The sequence below is a fragment of the Streptomyces vinaceus genome, from assembly GCF_008704935.1.
Classification (GTDB): domain Bacteria; phylum Actinomycetota; class Actinomycetes; order Streptomycetales; family Streptomycetaceae; genus Streptomyces; species Streptomyces vinaceus.
In genome coordinates this window covers 7,336,668-7,351,697 of sequence record NZ_CP023692.1, presented here as the reverse complement: position 1 = coordinate 7,351,697, position 15,030 = coordinate 7,336,668, and the positions used below count along the sequence as shown (strand labels likewise).

Sequence of the window (15,030 nt, the reverse complement as noted above, 5' to 3'; positions counted from 1 at the left end):
GTCCTCGCGCTCGGCTTCGTCTGAGCGGGATCAGGCCTGCGTCGGATCCCCGGGAATCGCGTGCACCTCGACAGGGTCGTTGCCGGGCTTCCCGCCCGGGCCGGGGCATGCCGACGCCCGTGCGGCGATCTCCACTGCCCGGTCCTCGCTCGCGACGTCGACCAGCCAGTAGCCGGCCAGGATGTGTCCCGGCTGCGCCGGTCCGTCGCTCACCTGCGGGCGTCCGTCGCTCGCGGCCCGCACCGTCTTGACCTGCGACGGTCCGCCCAGACCCTGCCCGTCCACCCACTCCCCGGCCGCGGTGAGCTCCGTGTTCAGGGCGTTCATGTGGGCGAACATGGCCTTCATGTCGTCCTTGGAATAGGAGGACATGAAGGCGTCCCACTGGTCGGCCGGCACGTTCATCTGGATCATGTACTTCATGGTCTGCACCCTTCCTGGGCGGCTACGGGTTTCTCGGGCCTACGGGAAGGTAGACCTCGACCGACCACAGAACTCATCGGTGCCCGCCCATCCCGTGGAGGGTGACCCTCGACGGTGTCCGACAGTCGCAACCCGGGCGCGGGGTTATCGGGGGGGCCGTGTCGTGACCGGCCGTGAGGCCGGGCCGGCGCCGGCGGAGGGCCGCGCCTCGCCGTGCGAGCCGCGTCAGCCGCGGCCCGGGGACGTAACGGGGGGCCTCCGGGTGCGGGGGTTCAGTTCACCGGGATGATGTCCGGGGCGCCGAGCCGTACCGCGTCGGCCGTCAGGTCGTCCGGCTGCTGCTGGGCCTCGCGCTCGGCGGCGACGCGCTTGAGGTAGTGGTCGACCTCGCGGTCCTGGTGCGCCCGGTCCCATCCCAGGTGGGGTGCCATCAGCTCGGCCACGGTCGGCGCCGCGTCCACCCCGCGGTCCCAGGACTCGATGGAGATCCGGGTGCGCCGGGCGAGGACGTCCTCGACGTGGCGGGCGCCCTCGTGGGTCACCGCGTACACCGCCTCGACCCTCAGGTAGTCGTCGGAGCTCGGCAGTGCCTCGCCGAGCGTGGGGTCGGCGGCCACCAGGGCGAGCAGTTCGGGCGCCAGCGATCCGTACCGGTTCAGGAGGTGTTCGATGCGGGCGGCATGGAGCCCGGAGCGCTCGGCGAGCCGTTGCCGGGAGTTCCACAGCGCCAAGTAGCCGTCGGCGCCCAGCAGCGGAACGCGGTGCGTGACGCAGGCGGGAACCTTCTCGTCCAGGCCTCGGACGGCCTCGTCGACCGCGTCCTTGGCCATGACCCGGTACGTCGTGTACTTGCCGCCCGCCACCACCACGAGTCCGGGTACGGGGTGGGCGACGAGGTGCTCCCGGGACAGTTTGCTGGTCTCCGCCGCCTCGCCGGACAGCAGGGGCCGCAGGCCCGCGTAGACGCCCTCGACGTCCTCGGGGGCCAGGGGGGTCGTCAGGACGCTGTTGACGTGTTCCAGCAGGTAGGTGACGTCCTTGGAGCTGAGGGCGGGGTGGGCCTTGTCGAGCGTCCAGTCGGTGTCGGTGGTTCCGATGATCCAGTGCCGGCCCCAGGGGATGACGAACAGCACGCTCTTCTCGGTGCGCAGGATCAGCCCGGTACGGGAGTTGATCCGGTCGCGCGGGACGAGCAGGTGGACGCCCTTGGAGGCGCGGACGTGGAACTGGCCGCGGGTCCCGGCCATGGCCTGGGTGTCGTCCGTCCACACCCCGGTCGCGTTGATGACCTGCTTGGCCCGCACCTGCGTCTCGTCGCCGCTCTCCAGATCGGTGACGACGGCGCCGACGACCCGCTCGCCCTGGCGCAGGAAGCGGCTGACGCGGGTGCGGTTGGCGATCAGGGCCCCGTACGCGGCTGCCGTACGGGCGAGGAAGAGGGTGTGCCGGGCGTCGTCGACCTGGGCGTCCCAGTACTGGATGGCGCCCACCAGCGCGTCGGCGCGCAGGGCGGGTGCCTCGCGCAGGGCGCCGCGTCTGCTCAGGTGGCGGTGGTGGGGCAGGCCTCCGGAGGTGCCGGAGGCCCGGGCCATCGCGTCGTAGAGCAGCACGCCGCTGCCGACGTACGGGCGCTCCGTGACGCGGTGTTGCAGGGGTAGAGGAACGCCACCGGGCGCACCAGGTGGGGGGCGAGGTAGCGGAGCAGGAGGCCCCGCTCCTTGAGCGCCTCGGCGACGAGGCGGAAGTCGAGCATCTCCAGGTAGCGCAGGCCTCCGTGGATGAGTTTGCTGGAGCGGCTGGACGTACCCGAGGCCCAGTCGCGGGCTTCGACGAGTCCGACGCTCAGGCCGCGAGTGGCGGCGTCAAGGGCGGACCCGGCACCGACGACGCCGCCTCCGACGACGAGGACGTCGAGTTCGCCCCGTCCCATCTCGGCGAGGGCCTGGGTGCGGGCCCGGGGTGAGAGGGCTACCGGATCGACCATGGTCTCCTCCTCGGTGCTGCGGGCCCGCGGCCGGAACCTATTCGACCTTGGCCCAGTCGAGCGTGCGCTCCACCGCGCGCTTCCAGCCCTCGTAGCCCTCCGTGCGCCGTTCCTCCGACCACTCGGGCTGCCAGCGCTTGGACTCCTGCCAGTGGGTGCGCAGTTCGTCGGTGTCCCGCCAGAAGCCGGTGGCGAGCCCGGCGGCGTATGCGGCGCCGAGCGCGGTCGTCTCGGCGACCACGGGACGGCTGACCGGTACGCCGAGGACGTCGGCCTGGGTCTGCATGCAGAGGTCGTTGGCGGTGACTCCGCCGTCGACCTTGAGTACGTCGAGGTGGACGCCGGAGTCCTGTTCCATGGCTTCCACCACGTCGCGGGACTGGTAGCAGATGGCTTCCAGGGTGGCCCGCGCCAAGTGCCCGTTGTCGTGGTAGCGGGCCAGACCGACGATCGCGCCGCGGGCGTCGGAGCGCCAGTACGGGGCGAACAGGCCGGAGAAGGCGGGCACGAAGTAGATACCGCCGCTGTCCTCGACGGTCTTGGCCAGGCGCTCGCTCTCGGCCGCGTCACCGATGATCTTCAGCTGGTCGCGCAGCCATTGCACGGCCGAGCCGGTGACGGCGATGGATCCTTCGAGTGCGTAGATCGCGGGGCTGTCGCCGAACTGGTAGGCCACGGTGGTCAGGAGGCCGTGCTGGGAGCGGACCAGTTCCGTGCCGGTGTTGAGCACCAGGAAGTTGCCGGTCCCGTACGTGTTCTTGGCCTCGCCCGGCGCGTAACAGACCTGCCCGACGGTGGCCGCCTGCTGGTCGCCGAGGACGCCGGTGATGGGGATGGCCTCGCGCAGCGGCCTGGAGGTGCGCGTCCGTCCGTACGCCTCGGGGTGGGAGGACGGGTTGATGGTGGGCAGCATCGAGCGGGGGATGTTGAAGAACCCCAGCAGTTCGTCGTCCCAGTCGAGGGTCTCCAGGTCCATGAGCATGGTGCGGCTGGCGTTGGTGACGTCGGTGGCGTGGATGCCGCCGTCGGGGCCTCCGGTGAGGTTCCACAGCACCCAGCAGTCGGTGTTGCCGAAGAGGGCGTTGCCCTGCTCGGCGGCCTCCCGTACGCCGTCGACGTTCTCCAGGATCCACTGGATCTTGCCGCCGGAGAAGTAGGTGGCCGGGGGCAGCCCCGCCTTGCGGCGGATGACCTCGCCTTGGCCGCCGCGCTCCAGTGCCGAGGCGATGGTGTCGGTGCGGGTGTCCTGCCAGACGATGGCGTTGTAGTACGGGCGCCCGGTGCGGGGATCCCAGACGACGGTCGTCTCGCGCTGGTTGGTGATGCCGACGGCCGCCAGGTCCGAGGCGGAGAGGTTTCCGTGCCGGAGGGCGTTCTGGATCACCGAGTTGGTGCGTTCCCAGATCTCGACCGGGTCGTGTTCGACCCATCCCGAGCGCGGGAGGATCTGGTTGTGCTCCAGCTGGTGCCGCGCCACCTCGTTGCCGGCGTGGTCGAAGATCATGAAACGGGTGCTCGTGGTCCCCTGGTCCACTGCGCCGACGAAGTCAGCCATGGGATGCCGCCTCCTCTTGGGATGCCGTGTGGGGGCTGTCGTACCGGACGGGCCGGAACGGGTCGGGACGGGACGGGTAGGGGCGGGACGGGTTGGGGGCGTGCCGTTTCCCGCCCGCCGCGGACCCGGTCATCTCTACTCTTCAGGCGCCGGTACGCGTCCGGGAGGCTCCGGTTCTGCGGTCGGCAGGAACCTGCCGATGAGCAGCTTGTAGATGCCCGCTCCGAGCAGACCGCCGATGAAGGGGCCGATGATCGGCACCCAGAAGTAGAAGTTGCCGTACTGATCCCTCCATGCACCGCCGTATCCGGTGAGGAAGCTGGCCAGACGGGGGCCGAGGTCACGGGCCGGGTTGATCGCGTACCCGGCGTTGGTACCCCACGCCATGCCGATCGCCACGACGATCAGGCCGACGATGAACGGCGCCAGGTTGGCTCCGGGCGGCGTGCCCAGCAGGTCCGTGACCGCGAAGATGAGCAGCAGCAGGATCGCGGTGCCGATGATCTGGTCGCGCAGCGCCCCCCACTCGGTCACCGGCAGGTTCGGGTTTCCGTTGGCCGGGAGCGTGGAGAAGACGCCTTGCGTCTTGATGGTGTGGCCGGGGTCGGCCTTGGCCAGCGCTTCGGTGTAGTTCCAGCGGACGATCAGGGCCGCCACGAAGGCTCCGGCCAGCTGGGCCAGCGCGTAGGGGGCGACCTTCTTCCACGGGAACCCCTTGAAAGCGGCCAGGGCCACGGTCACTGCAGGGTTGAGGTGGGCGCCGCTGAGCCGTGCTGCGGCGTAGACGCCCAGGGTGACGCCGAGGCCCCAGGCCCAGGCGATGCTGTCGTGGTTTCCCAGGCCGCCCGCCGGGTCCGTCAGGGCTCCGCCGGCGACCACCTGGGCGACGACACCACAGCCGAAGAGGATGAGGATCATGGTGCCGGCGAATTCGGCTGACAATTCGCCGACCAGCCCCGACGCTTTGAGGCGCTCCTTCATGGGTGCCCGCTTCCCGCCGGTCCGAAGACCGGCATTCGCCTGCCCCGAGCCCCCCGGGTTCAGGGTAAGTCGGCTCGCCCGTACCGGAAAGGCGAGCGAGGGCCGACCCGCCGGGACCGGGGCCCGCACGGGGTTTCCCGGTCCTTGCCCGGCCCCTGCCCGGGCCGGTCGCCCGAGCCCTCGCGGATGTCGGCGGCGTGGCAGCACACTGTTCGTATGGCGCGTCCTCGCTGACGCGACGCGCCCGCCCGGCGCGCGGTGATCGGTGATCGGTGATCGGTGCTCCGTGACGGCTGGACGCTCACCCGTCGGCTCCGACCGGGAGGCACACGATGAAGATGCTGATCAACAGCCCGCAGACCGTGGTCGCGGACGCCCTGCGCGGGCTGGCCGCGGCCCACCCGGATCTGGACGTGGACCCCGAGGCCCGGGTCGTCGTACGGCGCGACGCGCGGCAGGGCGGGCGGGTCGGTCTCGTCTCCGGCGGCGGCTCCGGACACGAACCCTTGCACGCCGGCTTCGTCGGATACGGAATGTTGTCCGCGGCCTGTCCGGGCGAGGTGTTCACCTCCCCCGTGCCCGACCAGATGCTGCGGGCGGCCAAGGCCGTGGACTCCGGCCAGGGGGTGCTGTTCGTCGTCAAGAACTACACCGGGGACGTACTGAACTTCGACATGGCCGCCGAGCTCGCCGAGGAGGACGGCATCCGGGTCGAGCGGGTTCTGGTCAACGACGACGTCGCCGTGACCGACAGCCTCTACACCGCCGGGCGCCGCGGCACCGGGGCCACGCTCTTCGTCGAGAAGATCGCCGGCGCGGCCGCCGAGGAGGGTGCGCCACTGGAGCAGGTCGCCGCGGTCGCCCGACGGGTCAACGAGGCCTCGGGCAGCTTCGGCGTGGCTCTGAGCGCCTGCACCACTCCGGCCAAGGGCAGTCCCACTTTCGACCTGCCGGACGGCGAGCTGGAGCTGGGCATCGGGATCCACGGCGAGCCGGGCCGGGAGCGCCGGGCCATGATGACGGCGGCGGAGATCGCCGAGGTCGCGGTGGGCGCCGTACTGGACGACATGGCGGACGCGGCCCCGGCCGCGGCCGCCGACGCGCCGGTACTGGCCCTGGTGAACGGGATGGGCGCGACGCCGCTGCTGGAGCTGTACGGCTTCCACGCGGAGGTGGTCCGGGTACTGGCGGCGCGGGGCGTGCCGGTCGCGCGGACCCTGGTCGGCAACTACGTCACGTCCCTGGACATGGCGGGGTGCTCGGTCACGCTGTGCAGGGCCGATGAGGAGATGCTGCGGCTGTGGGACGCGCCGGTGCAGACGGCGGCGCTGCGCTGGGGCCGCTGACCTGCCGACCTGCTGACCTGCTGATCTGCCGACCTTGCTGATCTGCTGATCGGCCATCGGCGTGCGTCCGAACGGGTGAGCCGGTTCGCGCGACCGCGAGGAGGCCCGGGGGTCCTGGTCGTCTCCGGGCACCTCGATCGTCTACAGTGCAGTAGACCGTCTACTTGACTGTAGTCGACGGGGCTCCTTCGGGCTGTCCCCCGCGTCCGAACCAGTGAGAGAGGCCGATCCGCTCCATGGCCACGTCCGCTTCCGCCGCGCTCGCGGTAAATCTCCTCGATGCCCATTCACTCCTCGCCACGTTCGGTGTGATCGGCATCGCGGTGGTGATGTTCGCCGAGACCGGCCTGCTGGTCGGGTTCTTCCTGCCCGGTGACTCACTGCTGTTCACCGCGGGCCTGCTGTGCGCGGGTACCGCGGACAAGGGCGCGCACCTGTCCCTGCCCCCGGTGCTGGCGGCCTCCGTGATCGGCGCGCTGGCCGGCGCCCAGTGCGGGTACCTCATCGGTCGCCGGGCCGGCCCCGCCCTCCTGGCCCGCAGCCGCTCCGAGAAGCTCCACGAGGGCGCGGCGCGGGCCGAGGAACTGCTGGCCAAGTACGGCCATGCCAAGGCGATCGTGCTGGCCCGGTTCGTACCGGTGGTCCGTACGGTCCTCAATCCCCTGGCCGGGGTGCTGAACATTCCGGCCCGGGTGTTCACGTTCTGGCAGGTCGCCGGCGGGCTGCTGTGGACGGTGGGGCTGGTTCTGGCCGGGTACGCCCTCGGCTCCTCGATCCCCAGCGTGGACACCTACCTCCTGCCGATCGTGGGCCTGATCGTGGCGATTTCGCTGCTGCCCGTGGCGATCGAACTCCTCCGCTCGCGACGGAGCGGCAAGCAGCAGAACGGAACGGCGCAGTGACCTCCGGCCACAACGGCTCCGGCGTCGACGGCAACGCCTACGTCGACATCACCGACATGGCCCACCGGACGCCGAACTGGCTCAACGACGCCATCGCCGCCTGGTCCGTCTACGGCCTGGCCCTGTTCGCCGTGCTGATGGTCGGGGCGTGGTGGAGGGCCCGCCGCACCGGTTCCCCGTCGGCCGTCACCGCGCTGGCGGTCCCGCTGATCACACTCCTGGGGTTCGGCGCCGACCTGCTGCTCAAGCTCGTCTTCCGCGAGGACCGGCCCTGCCAGAGCCTGCGCGTGGCCGTGCTGGAAGCCTGCCCCGCCCCCGGGGACTGGTCCTTCCCCAGCAACCACGCCGCCATCGGCGCCGCGGCGGCGGTCGCCCTGCTGTTCGTCTCCCGTCGCCTGGGCGCCGTCGCCGTGGTCGCCGCGCTGCTGATGGCCGGCTCCCGGGTGTGGGTCGGGGCGCACTACCCCCACGACGTCGTCGCCGGTCTCGCCGTCGGCGCCCTGGTGGCCGCCGTGTGCGGCGGGGCCGTGCGGCGCCGGCAGACCACGTTGGCCGGCCGGCTCGGCCGTAGCCGCCTGCGCCCGCTCCTGACGACGGCGTGAGCCCCCGACCCGCCTCCGGGCGCTGCGGCCGGGCCGCCGGTCGCCGGGCAGGATGGCTGGCCGTCTCCGCGTTCGTGCTCCTGGCCGTACTGACGCTGTGGGTGACGCGAACCCCCGGCCACCTGCTGCCGACCGACGCGAGCCTGCACTCCTGGTCCGTGGCGCACCGGCCGGCCCCCGCGGCGGCTTCGGCCAGGGCGGTCACCGACACGGGTACCGGGGTCATCCCGTACGCCGCGCTGCTCACGGTCGGCATGTACGTGGGGCGCACCGCGCACCGGCGGTGCGGCGTGGCGCTCGCGCTGATGCTGTGCCTCGGCGCGGGGCAGGCCCTTCGGTACGCGGCCATGTCGCTGGTCGCACGTCAGCGCCCGCCGGTCGGCGACTGGGCCGCCCACGCCTCGGGCTGGTCCTTCCCCTCGGGCCACACCACCACGGCCGCCATGACCGCGGCCCTCGTCATCGCCGCGTTGTCCCTCGGCAGCCGGAGGGCCCCGCGCATCGCCGTCGTCCTGATCGGGTCGTGGGGCGTCGCGGTGGGGCTGACGCGCGTGTACCTCGGCGTCCACTGGTTCACGGACGTGCTGGCGGGCTGGCTCTTCGCCATCGGGTGGGTGTGCCTCGTCGTCTGGGCGTACCTGCGGTGGGCTCCGTCCTCCGTCCGAAGGGAGCCGTGAGGTGGACGGCCGCATCCTCGTGGTCGAGGACGACCATCCCCTACGGGACGTGCTCTTGAGGGGGTTGCGCGAGGAGGGCTTCGCCCCGGTGCCCGCAGCGGACGGCGCCGGCGCGATACGGCTGGCCGGCTGCGGCTCTGCGCCCTTCTCGGAGGCGGGCCCGTGCGCCCGGTCGGGTGCCGCTCCGACCGGGCGCGGTACCCGTGTCCTCAGGGTTCGCCGGCTTCGCCCCGGACGCCGGGCGATCGTGGTCGCCCTCGCGATTCCGCCGATTCTCACGGTCGGCTTCGTCGAGCTCTCGCATGCGGCGCTCGACGCCTTCCTTCAGGCTCTCCTGCTCCGGCGACCCGGGCTTGGCCTCGGGCCGCCGGATCCTCTCGCGCAGGCGCTCCGCGCGCTCCTTACGCTGCTGGGCTTCCTCACTCATGACAGCCTCCCTGTCGGGCGGGCTGAAGGCCGTACCGTAACGATTGTCCGCCTCACTTCGCCCTACTTCCCCTTGGCCTTGCCCTTGGCCATGGCCGTGGCCGTGGCCTTGAAGGCTTTCGCCGCCGGGTTCGCCCCCCTCAGCCGCTCGATCTGGGCGCGCCATTCGTCGGCCCGGGCGCCGGTGGACTCGCCGGCGCGGGCCGTGAGGGTCCGTGCGGCCAGGTAGGACTTCGAGGAGGGGCCGCTGGCGGCCAGGCGGCTGACGGTCTTGGTCTGGGCGTCGATGGCCTCGCGGATGCTGCCGCTGCCCGTCAGTTTGCCGAGTTTGCGGAAGGTCGGCTCCTTGCCCTTGAACCAGGTCTGCTGCCACCACTCGTCCTTGACCGGGTCCCGCCAGCTGATGTACCCGCCGCGCAGGATCGTCCGGGGCGCCGCGATGTGGCCGCCGAAGCTGTAGCGCACGCCTGGGACGGTGACCGGATCGTAGAAGCGCGGGGTAAAGAAGTCGGAGACGAGCTGGCCGTTGACGGTGTAGCCGAACTCCTCGGCCTCCGAGGGGTCGGCGACCTCCACGAGGAACTCCGCCTGTCCTTGGTCGGGGTGGGGGGACTTGCCGGACACCACACGGTTCCCGAACGGGTCGGCCAGCATTTCCAGCATTTCGTGGCTCGCGGTCAGCGACCAGCTGTCGCTGAACTCGATCAGGGAGAACGGCTGTCCGTTCTCGTCCGTGTGGAACCCTGCCGCGTCGGGTACGTCGTCGACCACGATCAGCGGCCAGTAGCCGACGGGAACGTCCTCCAGTCTGTCGAAGGCGTCCACGGTCGCGTTCACTTGCCACAGCGGTGCGAAGTCGCGACTCGCCTGTTTCTGGAGCGCGGCGGCGACCATGTTCAGCTGTGAGGGGCTGATCTGGTTGATCTTGGTCTCGGGTACGAGCGCGAGCTGGTTCATGAGCATGGTCGCGGCTGGCCTTCCGTTTCGGGACAGCGGCGGCGAGGAGCCACTCCGGCCCCCAGAGCCGCCGGACCCGTCGAGCTTCACCGAGCGGCGGCACGATCGTGCGGGCACACGTCGGAGCGCGCGGCAAGTCCAGTCGAATGGCGGTTTACGAAAGTCCCCCACCTGAGCCTTGGCCTTCGATCCGTGGCTCACCCTGAGAGCGCGACGGTCGCGCGCAGGTATGCGAGGAGTTGGAGGCGTTCGGCTCCTGCGCTGCGCCGGCGGCCGTCCGCCGGAGGCCGAGGGCGCGCCACGTCCGGCAAGACGGCGCGTCAAGCGGATAGATTAGTCCACTTAGCTGCTACGGTGGAGTCCCGCACTCCGAAGGGAGCTCCAGTGCCACGCAACGTCCGGCTTTCCCTGGGAGCCGTCATCCTGCTCCTGAACGCGGTGCAGTGGGTGGCCGCCGAGGCGGTCTCGGCGGCGGCCTGGACCGCCCCGCCCTACAGCTACGCCGCCAACTACATCAGCGATCTCGGTGTTCCCGACTGCGGTGCGCTGTTCCAGGGCCGCGAGCTGTGTTCGCCGCTGCACCCGCTGATGAACATGTCCTTCGCGCTCGAAGGAATCCTGTTCGCCACTGGCGTGGTGCTGCTGTCCTGCCTGGCCACGGGGCGCGCCCGTCGGGCCTTCGTCGCCCTGGCCGTCGCGCACGGTGTGGCGATGGTGCTGGTCGGACTGTTCCACGGCTCCGTGGACGGTCCGGACTACACCCTCTTCATCCACGGCGGCGCCGCGGCGGTCGGCATCCTGTGCGCGAACACCGTGGCCATCCTGTCGGGTGCGCTGCGCAGCCTCGGCGCGCCGCCCGCCTACCGTGCCTTCGGCATCGCGGTGGGCGTACTGGGCCTGCTGAGCGAGGCGTTCGTGGGCGCGTCCGCGAGCACGGCCGGTCTCTTCGAGCGCGGCGGCGTCTACTCCTGGCTGCTGTGGAGTGCGGTCACGGGCACCCTGCTCCTGGCCGGACACCTGCGCCGCCGGCCCGCCACGGCGGAGAGCGCCCCGGCATGACCGGCGAGAGCGTGCGCCCGCTGCGAGCGGACGCGGAACGAAACCGTCAGCTGATCATGCAGACAGCCGCCCGTTTGTTCGCGCAGCGCGGGGCGACCGTCCCCCTCAACGAGATCGCGCGCGAGGCGGGCATCGGGGTGGCCACCGCGTACCGGCGCTTCCCTGACCTCCAGGCGCTGCTCGACGCCCTGTTCACCGAACGGTTCACCACCTTCCTCGATATCGCCTCGGCGGCCGCGCAGGAACCGGACCCCGGCCAGGCCCTGCGCCACTACCTCCTGGAGGCGGCTCAGTGGCGTGCCCGGGACCGCGCGCTGGAGGTGATCCTCGCCAACGCCGACGTGGAGGCGGAGCCGATCGCCGTGATGCGCGACGACCTCGCCCGACGTGTAGAGGGCCTGGCGGAACGGGCGGTGGCGGCGGGCGCGGTCCGCGCCGACTTCGCCGGAGCCGACGTGTACGCCTTCCTGCACATGGTCGGCGCCGTTGCCGACCGCACCCAGGGGATCGCCCCCGACTCCTGGCGCCGCTACGCCGAGATCCTGCTGACCGGCTTCGGCCTGGAAGAGGGGCACGCAGCAGCGCACGCCCCTGCCATGACCGACAGCCAGCTGCGCCGGACCTGGCCCCGGCCGACGAACTGAGCGGCCGCACCATCCGTGGCGCCGCGTGCGGCGGCTCGTGGCGCGGGGCCGTCCGTGTCAAGTGGCCAGCTCGTAGATGCTCCGGGCCGTCAGCCAGAGGCCGGCGAGCAGGGAGAGCGTGACGATCAGCTTCTCCTGGTGCTGCTCCAGCCAGCTCCGCAGGGCGTTCAGCCGGGTGTCCGCGGCCTCGGGCGCGCGGAGCGCGTACACCTCCATGGCGATGAGGCTGAGCGTGGCCAGCAGGCAGTAGCCGGTCAGTGCGAGCCAGTCGGTTGAGGTGGAGAGGTCCGCGTCGACGGCCGTCGCGGCGCCGGCGCCGACCAGTGCCCAGGGTTGCAACAGCCAGGCCAGGCCGGCCGCGGTGGCCAGGGAGGCGTTGTCGATCCGGGCGCTCCAGCGGGGTGGGCCGTGCGGGCGGGGCGGGCGGCGGCGCCGGTGGACGCCGTACAGCACCAGGGCCACGCCGATGATGAGTTTCGCGACGATCGCGGCGGTCGAGGGCGCGCTGTGACGGGCCGGGGGCTGTCCGCCGGTCAGCAGCATCACGCAGGCGATGACCACGATCAGGTTGGCCAGCCACGACAGCAGGAACACCAGGCCCAGGCGGACACCGCGCCGTGCGGAGAGGAGCAGGATGAAGGCGCTGTTGTGCAAAGGCCCCAAGGTGACGGCCATACCGATCACCACCAGATCGAGGACCATGGGATCAACCGCTCCTGGGTGTAGGGACCGTCCGCCGCGGGTGGTTGGGCGGACCGGTCAGTGAAGTCGGGCAGCGCTGCGGACGCATTCTCAGGCCGCCCGTCCGTTCGGGCTCCCGGTGGCGGCCGAGGCGGAGTCCGCGGTGTGGTAACTGCGCAGGAGTTCCCGCTCGGCGTCCCGGTGCGGGAACATGAAGAAGATCAGCAGCGCACCCAGGGCGATCGCGGCCAGGCCGACGGTGTAAGCCCAGTCGTCGCCGTGGAGGAACGACTGGCGTGCCGCCGCGACGATCTGGTCGGCGTACTGGGGGTGCTGCTGGGCGACCTGCCAGGCGGAGGCGAACGACTTCGTCAGCTCGCTCTGGACCTGGTCCGACACGTCCTTGCCCTCGGGGAAGCGGCGATCGCCGCGCTGAAGGCCGAGGCGTAGCCGGCGGTGAGGAGCACGCCCATGATGGACTGCATGACGGCCCCGCCGAGGTCCCGTTGCAGGTCGGCGGTGCCCGAGGCCATCCCGGCCCGTCGTACGGGCACCGATCCGGTCAGCGAGTGGGACGCGGGCGTTCCCGCAAAGCCGGCACCGATGCCGATGAGCACGTAGGCGACGCCGATCTGCCAGTAGCTGCTGTCCTCGTCCCAGAACAGCAGCATCCAGCCGAAGGCGAGGAAGAGGAAGGCGTAACCGGTCAGCAGGGTCGTGCGGGCGCCGCGCGTCTCGACCAGCTTCGCGGACCGCGGCGCCACGAGCACCATCATCACGACGAGGGGGAGGATGGCGGCGCCGGCTTCGACGGGGTTGTACCGGAGCACGTTCTGCAGGTACTGCTGGCTGACGAAGGCCGACCCCATCATGGAGCCGAACACGATGATTCCCGCGCACGCGGCGACCCAGAACGTACGCCGGCCGGCGACGTGGAGGTCGTACAACGGGTTGGGGGCCCGGCGCTGACGCCAGAAGAACCCCGCTCCGGCCACCAGGGCGACCACGGAGAGGCCGACGACCAGGGCCCCCTCGTCGGGGACGGCGGCGAAGTTGATCGCCAGCACCAGTCCGGCGATCAGCAGGACGGACAGGATGCCGCCGAGGTTGTCCACCGGTTCGGTCGACTCGTGGCGTGCGCGGGGACGAACAGAAGGGCCATGACCAGCGCGACCACGGCGAGGGGCAGGGTGACCAGGAACACCGACCCCCAGGAGAAGCGTTCGAGCAGCGCGCCCGCGATCACCGGCCCGAGCATGGAGATGCCGCCGCCCAGGGCCGACCACAGTGCGATCGCCTTCGTCCGCCCCGGCCCCGCCCACAGGGCGGTGATCAGCGCCAGGGTGGTCGGGTAGGCCATGCCGGCCGAGAGCCCGCCGAGGATCCGGCCGGCCACGAGGACGGTGTCGTTCGGCGCGTACGCGGCGAGCAGGCAGGCGGGGACGGACAGGGCGACGCCGAGGAGCAGCAGCAGCTTGCGCCCGTGGCGGTCGCCGATCGCCCCGAGATAGAGCACCGATGCGGCGAGGCCGAGGGAGTACCCCACGGCGACCAGGTTCAGCGTGGTCTGGGAGGAGTCGAAGGCCTTGCCGATCGCGGGCAGCGCCACGTTGGCAACCGACAGGTTCAGGTTGGCCACTGCGGCGACGATGATCAGGGACGCAAGAACGAGCGACGCCCGCGCCGGGGCATCGCGCGGATCGTCGATGCGGGGCGCGCCGCTCTTCGACATGGAACCTCCGGGGCGAAGTCGGGCTCGGTGCGAGTCTTGCCTGGTCCACCGTGCCGTGCCGTACATCTCGCCATCGGGAGGACACGCCCACCGTCGCCGGCGCGGCCCTCCCGCCCCGCTGTGCCTTGGTCGCCTTCGTCGCGTCCGGGTGGCGCGGCCGCTCTGCGTCCCCGGCGTCCGGGCCGCCGGGCCCAATGTTCCGACGGCTCAGGGGCGTTCGAACGCCTGGAGCACGCCGCCGAGCGAGAAGCAGAGCGCGCCGGTCAGCGTCCCCCAGTTGGCGATGTCGGTGTTGACCAGGCTGCCGGTGGCGGGCCGGGTGAAGGCGGCCAGCGCCGAGACCATGAACAGAACCGACCCGAGCTGGTTGACCGCGACGACCCACCAGCCGAGGCTGCGGGAGCGCAGGCAGGGCCGGGACCGGTGGCAGATCTCGGCGAACGCGAGATGCCCCGAGACGAGGAACAGGACGCATCCGATGACGTCGGGAGTCCAGATCAGCCGGTTGACCTGCTGGACGGTGAGCCCCTGCAGGAAGGAGTCGAGCAGGTTGACGGCGAACACGAGCGTCCCGACGAACAGGACGAACGTGCTCACCCAGGCCAGGAGCATCGGCTCGTACCCCCACCACCGCCAGGCGGCCGTGACGAGGCGGCCGTCCCCCGCGCAGTGGCGGGGTGCGTTGAGGACCTGTAGCAGCGAGGTGTAGCCGCCGATGTTGAAGAACAGGCCCCCGGCGAAGTAGACCGAGGCGCTCTCGACCGCTGTCCCTGATCCGAACTGCGCGATGGCGGCGCCGAGGGCGAAGAGCGCTCCGCCGATGACGAACGCGCCCGAGGCGATGGCATTGAGTCTGCGAAGGCGGGCGAGGGCCTCGGCATCGGCCGCAGGGGACGTCGCGGCCTCGCCCCCCGGACCGCGGAGCGACAGCGCACCGCGCCTGCGCGCCGGCCGCGACTCCCATACCACCGTCGGCCCTTCGGGCCGGCGCCAGGTGAGCCGGGTGGTGAACGGTCCTGCACCCTCGGCGCGCTGCTCAGGCTCTCGCTCTCCCACGGCCC

15 protein-coding genes and 2 pseudogenes are annotated in these 15,030 nt (G+C 71.5%); 7 read left to right on the top strand and 10 right to left on the bottom strand.

Features of this window, described 5'->3' with window-relative positions; all coding sequences use genetic code 11:
• Positions 1 to 30 precede the first annotated feature (30 nt).
• The 4 genes and pseudogenes from CP980_RS33195 to CP980_RS33180 form a co-directional block, all read right to left on the bottom strand.
• Positions 31 to 423: a YciI family protein gene (locus CP980_RS33195; protein WP_167535917.1), complete on the bottom strand. Its 393-nt coding sequence runs from the start codon at positions 421 to 423 to the stop codon at positions 31 to 33.
• A 272-nt stretch (positions 424 to 695) separates the two neighbouring features.
• A pseudogene (locus CP980_RS36455) lies at positions 696 to 2,407 on the bottom strand (glycerol-3-phosphate dehydrogenase/oxidase).
• A gap of 37 nt (positions 2,408 to 2,444) precedes the next feature.
• A complete protein-coding gene (glpK, locus tag CP980_RS33185) occupies positions 2,445 to 3,962 on the bottom strand; it encodes a glycerol kinase GlpK (protein WP_132761090.1) in 1,518 nt (505 codons plus the stop codon).
• A gap of 135 nt (positions 3,963 to 4,097) precedes the next feature.
• Positions 4,098 to 4,943: an MIP/aquaporin family protein gene (locus CP980_RS33180; RefSeq protein WP_099887809.1), complete on the bottom strand. Its 846-nt coding sequence runs from the start codon at positions 4,941 to 4,943 to the stop codon at positions 4,098 to 4,100.
• Between the two features lie 332 nt (positions 4,944 to 5,275).
• On the opposite strand from CP980_RS33180, the gene dhaK reads away from it, so the two are divergent.
• The 5 genes and pseudogenes from dhaK to CP980_RS36125 form a co-directional block, all read left to right on the top strand.
• Entirely contained in the window at positions 5,276 to 6,289 is a 1,014-nt protein-coding gene (gene dhaK, locus CP980_RS33175; RefSeq protein ID WP_150529866.1) for a dihydroxyacetone kinase subunit DhaK, read from the top strand.
• Positions 6,290 to 6,525: 236 nt separating this feature from the next.
• Complete coding sequence (locus tag CP980_RS33170) at positions 6,526 to 7,191, top strand: DedA family protein (RefSeq protein ID WP_132761088.1); 666 nt, start codon at positions 6,526 to 6,528, stop codon at positions 7,189 to 7,191.
• A complete protein-coding gene (locus tag CP980_RS33165) occupies positions 7,188 to 7,793 on the top strand; it encodes a phosphatase PAP2 family protein (RefSeq protein WP_373312985.1) in 606 nt (201 codons plus the stop codon). Before CP980_RS33170 ends, CP980_RS33165 begins: the two co-directional genes overlap by 4 nt.
• Entirely contained in the window at positions 7,790 to 8,470 is a 681-nt protein-coding gene (locus tag CP980_RS33160; protein WP_229907349.1) for a phosphatase PAP2 family protein, read from the top strand. The genes CP980_RS33165 and CP980_RS33160 overlap by 4 nt, the downstream gene beginning before the upstream one ends.
• A 1-nt stretch (position 8,471) precedes the next feature.
• Positions 8,472 to 8,597, top strand: a pseudogene (locus CP980_RS36125) (DNA-binding response regulator); the annotation flags it as partial.
• Between the two features lie 362 nt (positions 8,598 to 8,959).
• On the opposite strand, the gene CP980_RS33150 reads toward CP980_RS36125, so the two are convergent.
• Complete coding sequence (locus CP980_RS33150) at positions 8,960 to 9,853, bottom strand: hypothetical protein (protein WP_189999072.1); 894 nt, start codon at positions 9,851 to 9,853, stop codon at positions 8,960 to 8,962.
• A 384-nt stretch (positions 9,854 to 10,237) separates the two neighbouring features.
• Between CP980_RS33150 and CP980_RS33145 the strand changes: the two genes are divergently transcribed.
• Together CP980_RS33145 and CP980_RS33140 are read left to right on the top strand one after the other, a co-directional pair.
• Positions 10,238 to 10,912, top strand: a complete 675-nt coding sequence (locus CP980_RS33145) for a DUF998 domain-containing protein (protein WP_150529865.1) — start codon at positions 10,238 to 10,240, stop codon at positions 10,910 to 10,912.
• Positions 10,909 to 11,556 (top strand): TetR/AcrR family transcriptional regulator, encoded by a 648-nt coding sequence (locus tag CP980_RS33140; RefSeq protein ID WP_229907350.1) that lies wholly within the window; start codon positions 10,909 to 10,911, stop codon positions 11,554 to 11,556. The genes CP980_RS33145 and CP980_RS33140 overlap by 4 nt, the downstream gene beginning before the upstream one ends.
• A gap of 57 nt (positions 11,557 to 11,613) precedes the next feature.
• Here the strand turns inward: CP980_RS33140 and CP980_RS33135 are convergent, their stop codons facing one another.
• The 5 genes from CP980_RS33135 to CP980_RS33125 all read right to left on the bottom strand — a co-directional run bounded on the left by CP980_RS33135 (position 11,614) and on the right by CP980_RS33125 (position 15,025).
• Positions 11,614 to 12,258, bottom strand: a complete 645-nt coding sequence (locus tag CP980_RS33135; protein WP_132761086.1) for a GAP family protein — start codon at positions 12,256 to 12,258, stop codon at positions 11,614 to 11,616.
• Between the two features lie 90 nt (positions 12,259 to 12,348).
• Positions 12,349 to 12,636: a hypothetical protein gene (locus CP980_RS35615; protein ID WP_208834802.1), complete on the bottom strand. Its 288-nt coding sequence runs from the start codon at positions 12,634 to 12,636 to the stop codon at positions 12,349 to 12,351.
• Positions 12,609 to 13,352 carry an MFS transporter gene (locus CP980_RS35610; RefSeq protein ID WP_208834801.1) on the bottom strand — a complete coding sequence of 248 codons (744 nt, stop codon included), beginning with the start codon at positions 13,350 to 13,352 and terminating at the stop codon, positions 12,609 to 12,611. Before CP980_RS35610 ends, CP980_RS35615 begins: the two co-directional genes overlap by 28 nt.
• Positions 13,316 to 13,969 (bottom strand): MFS transporter, encoded by a 654-nt coding sequence (locus CP980_RS35605; protein ID WP_208834799.1) that lies wholly within the window; start codon positions 13,967 to 13,969, stop codon positions 13,316 to 13,318. Before CP980_RS35605 ends, CP980_RS35610 begins: the two co-directional genes overlap by 37 nt.
• A 207-nt stretch (positions 13,970 to 14,176) precedes the next feature.
• Entirely contained in the window at positions 14,177 to 15,025 is an 849-nt protein-coding gene (locus CP980_RS33125; RefSeq protein WP_132761084.1) for a hypothetical protein, read from the bottom strand.
• Positions 15,026 to 15,030 lie beyond the last annotated feature (5 nt).